This is a genomic window from Methylophilus sp. (assembly GCF_035460085.1).
Taxonomy (GTDB): Bacteria; Pseudomonadota; Gammaproteobacteria; order Burkholderiales; family Methylophilaceae; genus Methylophilus.
In genome coordinates, this window is record NZ_DATHWZ010000017.1 from 1 (window position 1) to 15,577 (window position 15,577).

Annotated in this window: 14 protein-coding genes; 2 read left to right on the forward strand and 12 right to left on the reverse strand. The window is 48.3% G+C overall.

The genetic code is table 11. The annotated features are described in order from the left end of the window. The 3 genes from VK958_RS02480 to VK958_RS02490 form a co-directional block, all read right to left on the reverse strand. Positions 1–386, reverse strand: a 386-nt coding sequence (locus VK958_RS02480; RefSeq protein WP_325238754.1) for an NAD-dependent epimerase/dehydratase family protein, incomplete at its 3' end; no start/stop codon positions are given. A gap of 3 nt (positions 387–389) precedes the next feature. Continuing rightward, positions 390–1,478: a GDP-mannose 4,6-dehydratase gene (gene gmd, locus VK958_RS02485; protein ID WP_325238756.1), complete on the reverse strand. Its 1,089-nt coding sequence runs from the start codon at positions 1,476–1,478 to the stop codon at positions 390–392. Positions 1,479–1,552: 74 nt separating this feature from the next. Beyond that, positions 1,553–3,580 (reverse strand): UvrD-helicase domain-containing protein, encoded by a 2,028-nt coding sequence (locus VK958_RS02490; protein WP_325238757.1) that lies wholly within the window; start codon positions 3,578–3,580, stop codon positions 1,553–1,555. Positions 3,581–3,823: 243 nt separating this feature from the next. Between VK958_RS02490 and VK958_RS02495 the strand changes: the two genes are divergently transcribed. After that, positions 3,824–4,975 (forward strand): GGDEF domain-containing protein, encoded by a 1,152-nt coding sequence (locus VK958_RS02495; protein WP_325238759.1) that lies wholly within the window; start codon positions 3,824–3,826, stop codon positions 4,973–4,975. A 29-nt stretch (positions 4,976–5,004) separates the two neighbouring features. Here the strand turns inward: VK958_RS02495 and ylqF are convergent, their stop codons facing one another. Together ylqF and VK958_RS02505 are read right to left on the reverse strand one after the other, a co-directional pair. Continuing rightward, positions 5,005–5,952: a ribosome biogenesis GTPase YlqF gene (ylqF, locus tag VK958_RS02500; RefSeq protein ID WP_325238761.1), complete on the reverse strand. Its 948-nt coding sequence runs from the start codon at positions 5,950–5,952 to the stop codon at positions 5,005–5,007. Between the two features lie 171 nt (positions 5,953–6,123). Then, positions 6,124–7,194: a DUF481 domain-containing protein gene (locus tag VK958_RS02505; protein WP_325238762.1), complete on the reverse strand. Its 1,071-nt coding sequence runs from the start codon at positions 7,192–7,194 to the stop codon at positions 6,124–6,126. Between the two features lie 291 nt (positions 7,195–7,485). On the opposite strand from VK958_RS02505, the gene VK958_RS02510 reads away from it, so the two are divergent. Beyond that, positions 7,486–8,322 (forward strand): class I SAM-dependent methyltransferase, encoded by an 837-nt coding sequence (locus VK958_RS02510; RefSeq protein ID WP_325238763.1) that lies wholly within the window; start codon positions 7,486–7,488, stop codon positions 8,320–8,322. A 101-nt stretch (positions 8,323–8,423) separates the two neighbouring features. Here VK958_RS02510 and VK958_RS02515 read toward each other — a convergent pair whose 3' ends face one another. From VK958_RS02515 to VK958_RS02545, 7 genes are all read right to left on the reverse strand, one after another. Then, positions 8,424–9,116: an OmpW/AlkL family protein gene (locus tag VK958_RS02515; RefSeq protein WP_325238765.1), complete on the reverse strand. Its 693-nt coding sequence runs from the start codon at positions 9,114–9,116 to the stop codon at positions 8,424–8,426. A 184-nt stretch (positions 9,117–9,300) separates the two neighbouring features. Further along, positions 9,301–9,660 (reverse strand): hypothetical protein, encoded by a 360-nt coding sequence (locus VK958_RS02520; RefSeq protein ID WP_325238767.1) that lies wholly within the window; start codon positions 9,658–9,660, stop codon positions 9,301–9,303. Positions 9,661–9,917: 257 nt separating this feature from the next. Then, positions 9,918–9,989, reverse strand: coding sequence for a pyrroloquinoline quinone precursor peptide PqqA (pqqA, locus tag VK958_RS02525; RefSeq protein ID WP_081624291.1), 72 nt, complete (start codon positions 9,987–9,989; stop codon positions 9,918–9,920). A 136-nt stretch (positions 9,990–10,125) separates the two neighbouring features. After that, a complete protein-coding gene (locus tag VK958_RS02530; RefSeq protein ID WP_325238769.1) occupies positions 10,126–11,388 on the reverse strand; it encodes a DUF3526 domain-containing protein in 1,263 nt (420 codons plus the stop codon). After that, complete coding sequence (locus VK958_RS02535) at positions 11,385–12,791, reverse strand: DUF3526 domain-containing protein (protein WP_325238771.1); 1,407 nt, start codon at positions 12,789–12,791, stop codon at positions 11,385–11,387. The genes VK958_RS02530 and VK958_RS02535 overlap by 4 nt, the downstream gene beginning before the upstream one ends. Continuing rightward, on the reverse strand, positions 12,788–13,498 hold the full coding sequence (locus tag VK958_RS02540; protein WP_325238773.1) for an ABC transporter ATP-binding protein: 711 nt from the start codon (positions 13,496–13,498) through the stop codon (positions 12,788–12,790). Before VK958_RS02540 ends, VK958_RS02535 begins: the two co-directional genes overlap by 4 nt. Then, positions 13,495–15,546 (reverse strand): TonB-dependent receptor, encoded by a 2,052-nt coding sequence (locus VK958_RS02545; RefSeq protein ID WP_325238774.1) that lies wholly within the window; start codon positions 15,544–15,546, stop codon positions 13,495–13,497. Before VK958_RS02545 ends, VK958_RS02540 begins: the two co-directional genes overlap by 4 nt. Between the last annotated feature and the right edge of the window lie 31 nt (positions 15,547–15,577).

Sequence of the window (15,577 nt, forward strand, 5' to 3'; positions counted from 1 at the left end):
GGGCCGGTCAACAGATATTCTTCTTTGATTGGCTGGGGACAGTCACGCGGGTAAATACAGCTGGAACCTAAAAACAACAGACGTTTGACGCCATTCACATAAGACTGGTGAATGACGTTGGTCTGGATGGCAAGATTCTCATGGATAAACTGTGCCGGATAGGTGTTATTCGCATGGATGCCACCTACTTTAGCGGCGGCTAAAAATACGTAGTCTGGTTTCTCTTTTGAAAAGAAAGCAGCCACGGCCGTTTCAGAAGTAAGATCGAGTTCAGCATGCGTCCGCGTCGTCAGATTGGTGTACCCTTGGTTCTGCAGGGTGGCTACAATGGCAGAACCTACCAGACCACGATGCCCAGCCACATAGATTTTGGCATTTTTATCCATGAATTACTCGTGGTAATCAAAGGCGTTATAGCCGTGCTTTTTGACCAGCTCGTCTCTTTCGGCAGTTTTGAGGTCTTCCTTGACCATTTCAGTCACCAGTTCATTGAAGGTAATTTTAGGCGTCCAACCCAGTTTCTGTTTCGCTTTTGTTGGGTCGCCTAATAAAGTCTCGACTTCTGTAGGCCTGAAGTAACGTGGATCTACCTGAATGATGCAATTGCCGTTCGCATCGTAACCTTTTTCATCTACTCCTTCACCTTTCCAGCTAATCTGAATGCCTAAATATTCAGCAGCTGTATTGACGAAATCACGCACGCTGTATTGCACACCTGTGGCAATCACGAAATCTTCCGGATTATCCTGTTGCAGCATCAGCCATTGCATCTCTACATAATCTTTGGCATGACCCCAGTCACGCAATGCATTCAGATTGCCGAGGTAAAGACATTCCTGCAAACCAAGTTTGATGCGTGCCAAAGCACGGGTGATTTTACGCGTGACAAATGTCTCGCCACGTATGGGGCTTTCATGGTTAAACAAAATACCGTTACATGCATAGATTCCATACGCTTCACGGTAATTGACGGTAATCCAGTAGGCATACATTTTAGCGACCGCGTAAGGACTGCGCGGGTAAAAAGGGGTGGTTTCCTTTTGTGGTGTCTCTTGTACCAGGCCATAGAGCTCAGAAGTGGATGCCTGGTAGAAGCGCGTTTTCTTTTCTAACCCCAGAATGCGGATTGCCTCAAGGATGCGCAAAGTGCCAATGCCATCAGCATTCGCTGTGTATTCGGGTGTCTCAAAGCTGACAGCAACATGGCTCATCGCGGCCAGGTTATAAATTTCGTCTGGCTGAACCTGTTGGATGATCCTGATCAAATTGGTTGAATCTGTCAGGTCCCCATAATGCAAAATAAAGTTTTGGTGTTCAATGTGGGGGTCTTGATAAAGATGGTCGATTCTATCGGTGTTGAATAACGACGCCCGGCGCTTGATACCATGCACGATGTAATCTTTGTTCAAAAGCAGTTCGGCAAGATAGGCCCCGTCCTGACCGGTAACCCCGGTAATTAAAGCGACTTTTTGTGACATGTTGTGTTAGCTTGGTTAAAAATTGTGTGGATTATAACATGTGACCTATGTGCTTTAGGCTAACCTGTGGCCGATCAATATGTTTTGCTTGCCAGCATCGCCTTGATATTTGCCATTTTGCTTTTGCCATAATCTTTACTGGGTGGCTGATCAGTGCTGTTGAACGGATTGCCGAAGTGTTTTACATCGTCTTTTGGCAATTCCGCAATAAAGCGGCTGGGTTCGCAGGCCTGCATTTCCCCGGCGCGTTTGCGTTTTTTACACCAGGTGATATTGAGGGACTTCTGGGCACGCGTGATGCCTACGTACATCAGTCGTCGTTCCTCCTCGATCTGGTCGTTGTCTATGGATTCACGATGCGGCAGGATGCCGTCTTCACAACCGATGAGGAAGACGTGGCCATACTCCAGGCCTTTGGAAGCGTGCAGGGTGGATAATTTAACGGCATCCGGCTCACCGTTTTCTTTACCTTCCAGCATGGTGATTAAAGCCACCAACTGGGTGAGTTCGAGCAGATTTTTGCCTTCTGACTCGTTGCCAAACTCAGTCGATGCTTCGCCTTTTTTGCTTAGCCACGCGACGAACTCGAGTACGTTGCTCCAGCGCGTTTCGGCTGCACGTGCTTCTTCGCCGTCGTACAAATAGGTTTCGTACTGAATGGCATTCAGCAGGTCATTCAAGACTTCATTGGCCGGGTCTTTGACGGCACGGGTTTGCAGGTTCTGGATATAGCGACAAAAGGTGAGCAGGTCATCCAGTTGTTTGGCACCGACATCATGCTGGAAGCCGCCTTCAAATGCGGCAGCAAACAGCGACATCTTATGGGCACTGGCATATTCACCCAGTCTTTCCAGCGTTGTGTTGCCTATGCCTTTTTTCGGCGTGGTCGCCGCGCGGATAAAGGCCGGGTCATCGTCTTCATTGGCGATCAGGCGTAAATAGCTGGTGATATCCTTGATTTCTGGTTTATCAAAAAATGATTGTCCGCCAGAGATGGTGTAGGGGATTTTATGGTTACGCAGAAATTTCTCGATCACGCGCGCCTGGTGGTTACTGCGGTACAGGATGGCGTAATCTTTGTATGTCGTACGATGCTCAAACTTATGCGCTTGCAGCTTCATGAGTACTGTTTCGGCTTCGTGCTCTTCACTTTGCGTGGCTGTCACATGGATGAGTTCGCCGGTGCCCAGGTCACTCCACAGTTTTTTCTCAAACAGTTTTGGGTTGTTGGCGATCACGCTGTTGGCGGCACGTAAGATGCGCACGGTCGAGCGGTAATTCTGTTCCAGTTTGATGACTTTGAGTTTGGAGAAGTCTTTGGTCAGCTGGCGCAGGTTTTCAACGTCGGCACCACGCCAGCCGTAAATCGCCTGGTCATCATCACCCACGGCGGTGAACTGGCCGCGGATGCCCGTTAATTGTTTGATCAGGCGATATTGGCAGGCGTTGGTATCCTGATATTCATCGATCAGCAAGTATTGTAGTTTGCGTTGCCATTTATTCAGCGTTTCGCTGTGCTGGTCAAACAGTTCGACCGGAACTTTGATCAGGTCATCAAAATCTACTGCCTGATAAGCACGCAAAGTCTGCTGGTAAAGCTGGTATACGCGTGCAGCGGCATGGGTTAACTCTTCATCCGCCAGGGATTTAGCCAGGTCAGGATTAACGAATGCATTCTTCCAGCCGGAAATCTGCCATTGCGTTTTGCGTAGTAATTGCTTGTCTGTGGTCGCCAGGATATCGCTGAGGATTTTAAAGCTGTCTGATGAATCCAGAATGGAGAACTGTGGCTTGTAGCCGAGCAGGGCGGCTTCCTGGCGTAGTATCTGCAGGCCCATTGAGTGGAATGTGGTGACAGTTAACCCTTTGCCACTTTTACCTTCCAAAAGCGGCGATACCCGCTCCTGCATTTCACGCGCGGCTTTATTGGTGAAGGTGATGGCGGCAATCTGTGAGGCTTTGTAATTAGCCTCATTCACCAGGTAGGCGATCTTTTGCGTAATGACGCGGGTTTTGCCGCTGCCGGCACCTGCCAGTACCAATAATGGTCCATCAAGGTAATGAATCGCTTCGCGCTGAGGAGGATTTAACAGGTGCTGCATGGAACTTCTACTGGTTGGAGAGAGACAATCAAAGAAAGGAATTAGCCTGTTTGGACTATTTAACCCCTTAATTTATATGGGTATAGTCTTGATACCATAGTATTATGCCCTATCAGGTAAACTAACTCTTTGACCTTCCCTGTGCTCGATCTCAATAGTGTCATTCTAACATCAATCGGCCTCACCTTTACTTTGGTTGTGGTCCTCTTGGTGTTTAGCGCCTACCAGCAAAAGCCATTGATCATGCATTGGGTGCGTGGCCTCGGCATGATGGGCCTGGGTCTATGCATTTATTTCATTCCCCTTATTTTGCCTGATCACGGCCAGCGTATTGTTTATGTGGCGACTTCAATGACCATGTTTGCGCTCGGCGTCAGTATCTATGTCAATGGCATACGCATGCTGCGTGGCTATCGTGTCTATCGCTATCGAACATTGCTGGTCATGACGACATTGCTGGCCTGTAATGCGGTGATGCTGAATATGCATGCCGTTGATAAGTGGGTCGTGCTTTCAAATTTGCTGGTGCTGGTCTGGGTATTTTCTTATGGCAGTCGTAGTTTAACCGGCCATGGTAAAGACTTTGTAGCCCAGGTATTCTGGTTATGTTGCAGCCTGTTTGGTGGTATCAGCCTGATGCTGGGATTCTTCGCCATTGAAGTCGCCCTGGCAGATGAAGCGGCGTTGATTTCCTTTATTCACTGGCCGGTACATGCATATCTCACTACGGCGATTATGCTGGTTCTCACGACAGTCACCAGCCTGTTGCTGCTGGTGATGAATGTACGTACCCAGGCTGGGTTACAGGCCATTGCGACTTTGGATGGTTTAACAGGCGTTTTGAACCGAAGAGGACTACAGGAAGCGGCTACGCGTATGCAAGCGGTTTCACAACGGATTAGCTTGCCTATGGGCTTATTGATCGTGGACCTGGATTACTTTAAAAAAGTGAATGATGTATACGGTCATTTAGTAGGCGACGTAGTACTGAAGTCATGTGCGGGCAATATACGTGCGGCTTTAAGGGGTGGCGATGTCATTGGGCGTTATGGTGGCGAGGAGTTCTGTATCCTGCTCCCCAACTCCGGTGAGCAGGAGGCCATGGTATTGGCCGAGCGTATCCGCAGAACCATAGAAGTGACGCCGGTCAGTATATCGGGCGTGGAGAGCATGAGCGATGATACCCATGCAATCAAATGCACGGTCAGTGTCGGCGCGGTGAGTTCGGAAACAGTAGGTTATGCACTTGAAGGTATGTTTGCAGCGGCAGACCAGAATCTCTATAAAGCCAAACAAAATGGCCGCAACAGAGTGGCCAGCAATATTGAGCTATTGATGACGCAACCGCCAGCCATGGTTAAACCTGTCAAACGTAACGCCAGCGTGATAGCTTAAAAACGAATCCAGAGTTAAAACATGATTCTTCAGGAGGCGTCTGTTTCTGCGTCAGCTTCTGTTGAGTGTTCAGCTTCATTATTGGTTTTTTCAGGTTTGGCGGCAGCCAAGGCGATCATTTCAGCACGGCTTTTGGGGGATTCGAGACTGACCCTGCCAATCGCGCCACCACGATAATCGGTCAGGAATGCCATCGCTGTACGCTCCATATCCCATTGCCCGTCATTACGTTTGTAAGCGCGGCGTTTGGCAATCGCTTGCAACAGGTCAATACCATCGATCTGCTGAGCATCCAGCTTCATCACATCCAGCTTGTAGCGCGTATTGATCAATGCCGGATATTGTTTTAACAGCAGATTGCCCAGGAACTCCGCTACATCCTCATCAATCACCGCATTCCGGCCAATCGCGTGGCTGGCGGCCAGCATATAACCATCTGATTCATGTTCAATCTTCGGCCACATCATGCCTGGCGTATCGGTAATACTTTGATTGTCACCCAGGTCGAAGCGCTGCTGGCTTTTGGTTACCGCCGGCTCATCCCCGACTTTAGCAGCACGACGGTTGAGCAGGGCATTCATCAAGGTGGATTTACCCACGTTAGGAATCCCCATGATCATCATGCGCAATGGTTTTAGTGGAGAACCCCGATGCGGGGCCAATTGGCGGCACAGGCCAGGGATTTTTTTAGCATCGCCAGCTTTTTTGCATGAAAGTGCAACCGCTTTTGTATTCGGTTGGCTATTAAAATAATTGAGCCAGGCTTGCGTGATTTGCGGGTCGGCCAGATCAGCCTTGTTGAGGATTTTGAGGTTAGGACGCTGGCGGAAGTTGCGCATTTCTTCAATCATGGGATTGTGGCTGGCGGCAGGTACACGGGCATCCAGTACTTCAATCACCACATCGATATGCTCCAGGGTTTCCTCTGCCTTTTTGCGGGCAGAAGTCATGTGTCCCGGGTACCATTGTATCGCCATATTTTTGCTCCATCATTACATCAAAAAATACGGTGTTTACATGCTGTGCCGTACTTCCACTGTCGCTCCGGCACATTTTTTCTGATTGCGAAAGTTGCAATGCCAACGCTACGATTGGCCATTTTAACATTCAAGCGTGCAACTCGCTAAATTTCATAACAGGCTTGAAACTTACTTCCAGGTATACCCCAGTGTGAACAACGCTCGCGTGTCGCCTTTCCTGCGATCATCAGCCGGGCGGCTATCCAGGTTGTAATCCAGTTGAGTGGTTGCGCTCAACCCCATCACAAAAGGAAACCGTAAGCCGGTTGAGCTATAAAGGAGGATTTGTGAAGGTGCGCGTGGGGTATATAACACTTCGTGGCGATGAAATGCCTGGACGAAAGAATTGAACAGGAACTGGTTGTAGTTAACGGCCCAGCGAATCGCCGCATGGTCTTCATCCTGCTCTTGGTAGAAATCCTGGTTGATCCACGACAGACCGCCTTCCAGTGACAGATTGAGTTTTTCTCCCTCAAATAGCTGGTAACCCGTACCCACACCGTACTGGCTGCGTAACTTGATGTCCCTGAAGCGGTCTTTTTCCTGGATGGTATTTAAGTAAGTAAACCATTTTTTGGTGAAGAAATGGTCATACTGGCCACGTACCCGCATATTGTTCTGCGTTTGTTCACCATTATCTTCTGCCCAGTATGCATAGCCCTGCACGGTATACCTGTCTTCCAGTCCGCGCGTGATGGATTCGCCGTTGAACTGCATATTACGGTTTTTGCTGTTGCCGTTATTGAACGCGCCGCCCAGGTTAAGGTTGCCGCTCCAGACAAAGCCTTCGCCTATCAGGTCTTTGGAAGGGTTGATGTATTGAATTTCTGCCAGCTCTGTATCAATTAATTCTGTTTTACCGTCTTCGTCCAGAATCGCTTGCCCATTTTCACCATGCTTCAAAAACCCGGTGACTACCGTCTGGTCAGACAGCATCATGGTGTAAGATTTTTCGGCGTCTATGCTAAGGATGTCTGCCCAATTTAATTTGATGTCGCCAGCATAAGAAGTATTGATCACGACTTTATCTGTCACCTTAACAACCAGCGTGCCGGTAATTTTGTCGCCGTTTTTCATCCAGACACTGTCTGAATAAGCGCTACCGGAAAACAATGTGATTAATGCAATTAAACCGTACAGAAGATAGTTTAGCTGTTGTTTATGATGATTAAGGGCCTTGCTGGCTACATTTAAAAACATTCATTCTCCCTTATTAACAAATAACTTACTGACAACTGGCAATTGCGTGAAACCTGGCAATCAGAAAACGTCCAACAGGCTTTTTAAGCAGCTGGCCATTACCTTTAGCATCAGCGCACAGCGCTGAAACCGACCAATCTGATAGGGTAGTCAGCAAAAAAACACATGAGTTCCCGAATAGATGAGTTACCTGAGGAAAGCGCTGAAACGACAAAGACAGCCACACATTTATGCTGAGTCACTGATTTTATTGCTAGACTACTATATTGGTATTTTAAAGCAGTAGCCCGTATGGTCAAAACAATTTTGCCGCCCGAAGTAAAGCCGGGCCAATCCATCTCCTTATTGCAGGCATTGCATATCCTCACTCGCGACGGCAAGCTCAACCAGGATAGCCGCCGTAAACTCAAGCAGGTTTATCACCTGGTGAATTTTATTGAGCCACTGATGCAGTCCATCATGACGGCGCAGCCAAATCCCGTGTTGGTGGATCATGGTGCCGGTAAGTCTTACCTTGGCTTTATCCTCTACGATTTATTGCTGAAACAGCATGCTGGTGGTCAGGTGATCGGTATTGAAAACCGCGCTGAACTCATCGAGAAATCCCGCCAGTTAGCCAGTGAATGTGGTTTTGAACGCATGCAGTTTGAGCCATTGACGGTGGCTGATGCCATGAGCTCCGAACAACTGCCGGCAAAGGTGGACATTGTCACCGCACTGCATGCCTGCAATACCGCCACCGATGATGCCATACAGTTTGGCCTGCAAAAGCAGGCGCAATATATGGTGCTCGTGCCTTGCTGTCAGGCAGAAGTGGCTGAAGTGATGCGTCAGCATAAAGCGGATTCCCTGGCAAAAACCTTATTGAGCGAGCTCTGGCGGCACCCGATCCATACCCGTGAATTGGGTAGCCATGTCACCAACGTATTGCGCTGCCTGGAACTGGAAGCGCATGGTTACCAGGTCACCGTGACGGAACTGGTTGGCTGGGAACATTCAATGAAAAACGAGTTGATCGTTGCCAAATTCACCGGCCAGAAAAAGCGCAGTGCGTTAGAGCGCGGGCAGCAACTGCTCGAGCAACTGAATTTAACCAGCCTGGCTAGCCGATTTAATTTCAATGTTTGATGAGTATGTGTAATGTCCTGTCGTAATAACCATAAAAAAAGCCCCTGATATATTCAGAGGCTAAAACGGAGCCATTAGCCCCGGGGAAGAGATATAGCGGGTCAGAATCGTTTACCAAACCCGACACTGACTACCCATGGATTGACATCGAGTGCGTCGATTTTGGTCCAGCCACCCGCGGTTTTCAGTTTCACGTCGGTATCTATCCAGAGATATTTCACGTCTGCATTCAACAGCCAGCCATCTTTTAAATTAATATCGAAACCAGCCTGCAAAGCAGGGCCAAAGCTGGATCTGTCAATTTTAATATTCGTACCTGCCAGCGGGCCCTGGCTAAGTTCCAGTTTATGGTCCAGCATAAAGGTGGCATTAATACCCGCACCAACATAGGGATCAAATGTCTGATCGGGGTTAAAGTGCCATTGCGCAGTCAATGTTGGCGGCAACGCATCAATACTGCCTAGCTTTTGATTTGGCACCACTGCACCAGGCTCTTTGCTGACACTGACATTGTGTTTGGAACCCAAGGCAAGGATCAACTCAGTCGCCATGTTTTTGGTCCAGTAGTAGCTGATATCAAGTTCCGGGATGGTATTGCTATCAACTTTCAGCTCCGCGCCGTTTGACATCGCGCCAGCGGCCACATTTCTATTCACATATTTGCCTAAATCGCTGTTTTCATTCGGGCTGATATTCGTCGCGCGCAGGCGGACTACCCAATCGCCTTGTTCGGCCTGTGCTTGCATTGCAGGCAACAAGGCTGCCAACATAAAACTGATTGCTGTTTTTTTCATTGTGATCACTCCATTTGCTTTTGTATTGCATTGAACTTAAACAGCATTGTAGGAGTGACAGGCAAGGCAGGTATTGACCCAAATCAACTGACTTGTGAATGATTTGGGTCAATCTAAGATGATTCGGTGATGTAAATCCGGGAGAGGTATTAAAAGGCTGAGAGGACTACGTTAAATTAAGCATTTAGTAGCTGCTGCGATCTTTCCAGGCTTCATCCAGCACTTTGGATTTTTGCTCGAATACGGCTTTTTTGGCTTCCAGGTCGCGTTCTGTCTGTGCTTTGTCGTTCTGGTATTGCTGCAGTCTTTCCTGTTCTTTCGCGATCAGTTCTTCCTGGGATTTGATGCGCTTGTTCAGGTCGTCCAGCTTACTCATTGCGTCACCTACCGCATCGCGGGCGGAAGCCGCTTCTTTTTGCTCAGGTAGAATACTTCTGGCGATTGCCGATTGACTATAGACAGTCATCGCTACTGCAGCGAACAGGAATGAGGCAATCAGGATAGAAGGAAGCGAGAATGAAATGGCGTTTTGTTTTAAGCGCATGTATGACTCCGTGAGTGTAAAAGCCGACTCTTTATGAAATTAATCTTTAATGCAATTGTACTCATAAAATTGTATTTGAGAATGCAGGATTGGCAACCTATTGTTTTTAGTAAGCCTGCCGCGCATAAGGTTCCTGCTTGAGCCTTTCTGATGGCTAACAACAAGTTTTGTTGACAATAAAAAGTGGCCAATAAAAAACCCGCCTATCGGGCGGGTTTCTTTTATTCAGCCTAAACTTGAATTGATACAAGTGCTGATTATTTGTTCATGACGTACATAGTCACTTCAAAGCCAAAACGCATTTCAGTAGCAGCTGGTTTAGTCCACATGATGATCTCCTTTGGTTGTTAAGTGCATCTAAAGTGATGTACTTGTATGACTCTCACTATACGCACCTGTTTCAAAACTCTCCTGAAGCGATCACGTAAATACGGCTCATGATTTTACGTAGTTTCAGCTACGGAGTTATTCAGCGGTATCTTCAAATGCCGGGAAATGGGTATAAGCGTCAATGGTGAAAGGTTTTTCTTCAAAAAGATAAGGATAAATGTAGTGCCGCAACTGCGTATGGAAAGCGGCAATGCGTTGCCGTTGCGCCAACAGGTCAGGGACATTACTCTGCGCGATATTTTCAAGGCTGCGTTGTACCCATGCTGTCGGCAAAAGTGTGGCTAGCAAGCTGGCGGCCTGGTCACGTTGTTTGAGTGCCTGTGCACGCGCGGAGACTTGTGGCTCCAGCTTTACATCTGCCATATGTTGGAAAGCAAAATACCACTTCCAGTGAAAGCGTTCAGTCACTGGCGGTGAATCTTTCCACTGTGGATAGCGTGTATAAAATGGCGTCAGCGACTCTTCTTTGGGCAAGTCCCAGGCACCATGTACCAATTGCCGGTGCTGCAAGGCAATCTGGCTGCCGTCCTGCAATGGGTAATGGTAATGCAGCCACAGCTGTGAAAGGTTGGGTAACACTACGCAGAGTAATACCCAGAAACTAGCCAGGAGCATGGCATTGAAATTCGCGTTGAGCGCACGTTTACGCAGGCTGATGGCTGCGCATAACATAGACCAGAAAAAAGTATATAAAGCAGTGATCGCCAGTATGTGTATAAACGGCACAACTGAAAGTGTTTTCGTGGCAGCAAATAGTAATAGTGGCAATACAAATATGAGTGTGACCAGCAGCCAGCGGGTTAATACGCGGTTAGTCCAAAACAACTTTGGCTCGGCCATCAAACTTCGTAAAAACAGTAGTCTTTGAGCCTGCTGCTCACTGGCTTTTAAGTCGTGCATCAGGGCGATACATAGCAAGGGCGCAAAAAATACCAGCAGGAAAGCGTAATCGAACGTACCCAGCATCACATATTCAGGATGATGCGATTCGCCATCGTAAAGCTGTCCCTGCAAGCCCAATAAACGTATACGCTGCACATAGGGAATCACCAGACGGTTACCCAGTGCAATAAAGCTCCACTCGCCAGGGCTATGGTACACATTATGGAACAGGTAATAGCCCAGCTCGCCTGCATCCAGCGTTCCATCATGACTGTGGTGTACAAGAAAATCCTGCTTGCGCAAAATTTCTTCATGTTTCGCCTGCTTGATCTGGTCGTTGATATGGCTGATATTCAGCCAGCCATTGAACAGGCTAAAGCCGGTCAAAAACAGGCTGAGCAGCAGCAATACGATAATGCTGCGTTGTTTGAGCAACAAGGTCAGTTCATGTTTCATATGCGGTGAGATACTTTAAAAAGCAAAAATCCCGGGAGTAATACCCAGCCCATCAATACCAGAAAGCCTGCTGCAATGCTGGATCGGCTGACAGCGATGGATGGCAGATTCACCTGAGGGCGGGGCGCGTTCTTCCAGAAATCGGCAGATACGCGCGTATTTTTATCGTCATGCTGCTGCACTTTAAAAGTGTGGATCTGGTTCAGGTATTGAATCAGTTGATAACGCCGCTCTTCCGATTGCCGGATGAACGCCTGATGATGCGGCAAGTCATTGCCGGCACTGGCCATCTGTATATATTGCAACGCCAGTGAGGGCGTTAACCATAACCAGTTGCGGATACTTTCATTCTGTTTAGCCAACTGCGCATCATGCAGCACTTGCTGCTCACGATAGACAGCGGTGGTTAAACGTTCGCCTTCCTGCATCAATATGCCGTGATAGTTAACCGGCAGATCTTCTACACGGCTGACATGGTATTTTTTTAGTATGTTTTCTTTAAAAGCGGCAAAGTGCGGATCGTTGGGATTATGGCTGTCACCTATGGACTGCAGCTTGAGTTCAGCATGGTATTCAGCCTCTGCCCTTGGCTGGGTAGGATATGAAACCTGGGCCAGATTCGCCAATCCTCGCGGAAAAATAATGCAGATGCATACCCAGCACAACAATAAGGTCAACAACGCAGCATGTAATTGCTTGCTGAACCATGACACTGCCACGACCAGCAGGCACCATCCGGCAATGTATAGCGCTTGCGAGAACACTAAAATAGACAACCTCAGCAAAGCCTGCTCACTCTGCCAGCTCCAGACTAAGGTCAATACCGCTTGCAAACACAACAAGAAAAACAATGGCAAAAACAACGCCAGCCATTTTCCGCTCGCGATTGCCAAGCCCGGCGTGCCGTTACCCCGCATAAAAGCAAGAATGCCGGTGATTTTATCGGCTGTGACCGTGGCATAGGCAATCATGATTAAAAATAGCGGCATCCACCATTGCACAATCATGGCCGGGGTAATCAATGGAAAGCGGCCCAGACTGGTGGCCTCGGTGGCCGGATTGAAATTGGCACTGTTCAACCGATGCGCCTCAAGGTAGACCAGATGCCCGGATTGATCGAGTATGCCTGGCTCGATCACGCTGAGCGGGTGTACCGGCTTGGCGACAAAATCACCGTAATGTGAAACCCGGTGCGGGTGGCGGTCAGGTTGCGCTTGCCAGTCATGCTGGCTGCGTGCCGTGACTTCTGCGACGGTATTTGCATGGTCTTGCCAGTGGTGATGCGCGGCGAGGGCCGCAATCGCCCACAAGGTCATCAAGACCAGCAATAACAACGCTGGAATACGCGCATGCCACAACCTGCGCCATTCATTACAGGCGATTTTCCATAGTAATGAAATCATGCCTGGCCCTGGTACAGTTTTTTAAGGCTATCCAGTGTGAATGCTTCCTGATCCAGTGCTACCGGCTGTAACTGGCCATTGCTCAACATCAGCAAACGGTCAGAGAAGGCGATGGCAGACAGTACATCATGCGTCACCACCAGCACGCCCATACCACTTTCTTTGTATTGTACAATCAGCTGGTTCAGCTCTTCGGTGGCCTGTGGGTCCAGCCCGGAATTGGGTTCATCCAGTAACAAAAGTTTTGCCTGTTTTGCCAGCGCGAATGCCAGCATCACCTTTTGTTTCATGCCTTTGGAGTATTCGCTACAAGGGCGATGCCAGGATGGCTCAGGCAAGCCTGCCATGGTCAGGCAGGTTGCAATATCCGCGCTCTGGCTGATAGTACCCAGGCTTAAGAAGTAACGGATATTTTCAGTCGCGGATAGATGGCCATAGACCGCTGGTTGTTCGGGCACATATGCCAGATGCGACAAAGCCTGATTCCTTGCCTGTGCGATATCAATACCGCCGATCAAGATTTTGCCTGTTTGCTCGGCGGCGTCTTGCAGACCAAGAATGCTTTTCAGCAGGGTAGATTTACCGGCGCCATTGCTGCCTAACACTGAGACGACTTCACCAGCATGCAGATCGAGGTCTAGCTGGTTTAAAATTTCACGCCCGGCAAACCGCAGGCTTAATTGTTGAATTGATAATAAGGAAGTCATTTGAAATCCACTGTCGCAGTGAGCATAAAGTTACGGCCGGCACCCGGGGCGAAATTCAGCTGGTTAGTCGCACCTGTGGATGAAAAGTCATATACATACTCATAATATTTGTCGAAAATATTGTTGGCCAGCAAACTGACGCGCCCCCAGTTGGTTTTGTAATCGATATTGGCATTGGTTAGCGTGTAAGCGCCATATTTACCGCCCTGATTGCTTTCGTTGACGTAATAAGCGCCCTGGCGATCTATGTGAAGTCGCGCAATCCAGTCAGCGTTTGGCGTAAATTGCAGGCCTAACGAGGCCGTGTGGTCTGGAATGCTGCGTATCGTGTTGCCCTGGAAGCTTGGATTAAGCGCATTCGGCTCATCGATTCTCGCATACACTTTAGAGACATTCCCCCAGAAGCTTAAGTAGTCATTTAACTGATAGTCCACACTGGCGTCTACGCCTTGCCTGCGCGTTGCCCCCAGTAATCGGCGGGTGCCATCAATATTGATAAATTCGTTTTCCGCTTTTTGCTGCCAGTATGAAAAGCGGGTATTCAAACCGCTGTTCCAGGCGCTTTTCAGGCCTAGTTCCCAGCCATCATTAATCGCGACATCGACAGGAACTGTACCGCCCCGTGTATTCAAATCGGTCCCGGTGGGTGTCTGGAAGCTTCTGCCGGCATTGGCAAATATTGTCTGCTGTTCAGTCAGTTGTGCAAACACGTTAAATTTGGGTTGCACGATGGTTTGATCATTCAGCAGGGTGGTGGATAAAGTTGTGCCGTTATTTACAAAATTATTTTTTGGATCGCTGGTGAGGCGATCCACTCTATAAGCAATATTCCAGCGTAACCAGTCCAGTGGCGTATTCTCCAACTTGGCATACACACCTTGGGCGGTGAAATCGTACCTTGCATCGCGCCTGATGGTTGTTAAGCGCTGACGAAATTCACTGACTTCCTGATGCTCAATGTCGTAACCAGACTCAACCCCCCAAATCGGGCTGATCTTCCAGTTGAGTTTTGCGATAAAACCGGTAGATGTTTGCTCATCAAGCCGGTTTTCAACCCCTGGCGAACCGACAAAACGCACATTTCGCTCACGGTCAAAATTCTGCCAATACGTCTTCAGGCTGACATCCACATCATTATTAAAGAAATAATCGTAATGCAGGCTGAAGTGCTTGAATTCTTTCTCGCCGCTATCGTTCAGTGCATTTGGGGCGACGCCGGTACGGTTGGAGCGTGCCTGCGCTTTTGGCATATAGCCAGGGGCTTCGGGGGAGTTATATTTACCATATTTGGCACTCAAGGCCAAGATAGATTGGTCGAAATCCAATTGCCAACGGCCGGATAAAGCGATCTTCTCATTCTCGGTATGGTCACGGAAACCATTGCCTTTGCGGTAGCCTATCGCATAGTTCTGCGTGAAATTATCCTGTTTTTGACCAAAATAGCCTTGTAGTTCGCGGGTGTTAAAATTGCCATAACCAAATTGCAATTGCTTGCCGACATCTTTACGCGTTTCAACCTTGTAGTTACCCGCAGTGGCAAACAAGCCGGTGCTGGCATCACTGGTGCCTTTGAATACCTGGATATTCTGGATATTGGTGGGGAAGAGGTAATCCAGCTCGCTCAATCCAGAAAATAAATTGGAAGGAATACCATCGACCAGCAATTTGGCATTCGGTGTCTCGCCATCGCCACTAAATCCGCGGATAGATATTTCAGTATTTACTATGCCTTGACTATAGCGTGACAGCACCACGCCTGGGGTTTTGCTGAATAATTCAAGCGTATCGGTGACATGTTCATATTCCAGTTCTTCACGCGTGATGACATCGACAGAACCGGCCAGGCTTCTATCAGTAGTCGAAACTTGCTCTTTTTTACCGAGAACGATCACGCTATCCAGTTCAATGTTAACCGGCTCTTTAGCTTTGTTTTTCTGTTTGCTGCTGTCCTCAATTTTTTCTGGCGATACCGTTTCTTCAGCTGATGCCGATAGTGTCGGTAGTAATATCATTGCCAGCAGACTGACAATTGTTTTTTGATGCGGCATGTTTCTCTTCCCTGAGGATTTATTTTAGATT

Coding starts and splice junctions, on each gene's coding strand:
- VK958_RS02505 (WP_325238762.1), bottom strand. CDS start 7,194: ATGTTTTTAAATGTAGCCAGCAAGGCCCTTAATCATCATAAACAACAG.
- VK958_RS02520 (WP_325238767.1), bottom strand. CDS start 9,660: ATGCGCTTAAAACAAAACGCCATTTCATTCTCGCTTCCTTCTATCCTG.
- VK958_RS02530 (WP_325238769.1), bottom strand. CDS start 11,388: ATGAAACATGAACTGACCTTGTTGCTCAAACAACGCAGCATTATCGTA.
- gmd (WP_325238756.1), bottom strand. CDS start 1,478: ATGTCACAAAAAGTCGCTTTAATTACCGGGGTTACCGGTCAGGACGGG.
- VK958_RS02540 (WP_325238773.1), bottom strand. CDS start 13,498: ATGACTTCCTTATTATCAATTCAACAATTAAGCCTGCGGTTTGCCGGG.
- VK958_RS02510 (WP_325238763.1), top strand. CDS start 7,486: ATGGTCAAAACAATTTTGCCGCCCGAAGTAAAGCCGGGCCAATCCATC.
- VK958_RS02535 (WP_325238771.1), bottom strand. CDS start 12,791: ATGATTTCATTACTATGGAAAATCGCCTGTAATGAATGGCGCAGGTTG.
- VK958_RS02545 (WP_325238774.1), bottom strand. CDS start 15,546: ATGCCGCATCAAAAAACAATTGTCAGTCTGCTGGCAATGATATTACTA.
- VK958_RS02490 (WP_325238757.1), bottom strand. CDS start 3,580: ATGCAGCACCTGTTAAATCCTCCTCAGCGCGAAGCGATTCATTACCTT.
- VK958_RS02495 (WP_325238759.1), top strand. CDS start 3,824: ATGCATTGGGTGCGTGGCCTCGGCATGATGGGCCTGGGTCTATGCATT.
- ylqF (WP_325238761.1), bottom strand. CDS start 5,952: ATGGCGATACAATGGTACCCGGGACACATGACTTCTGCCCGCAAAAAG.
- VK958_RS02515 (WP_325238765.1), bottom strand. CDS start 9,116: ATGAAAAAAACAGCAATCAGTTTTATGTTGGCAGCCTTGTTGCCTGCA.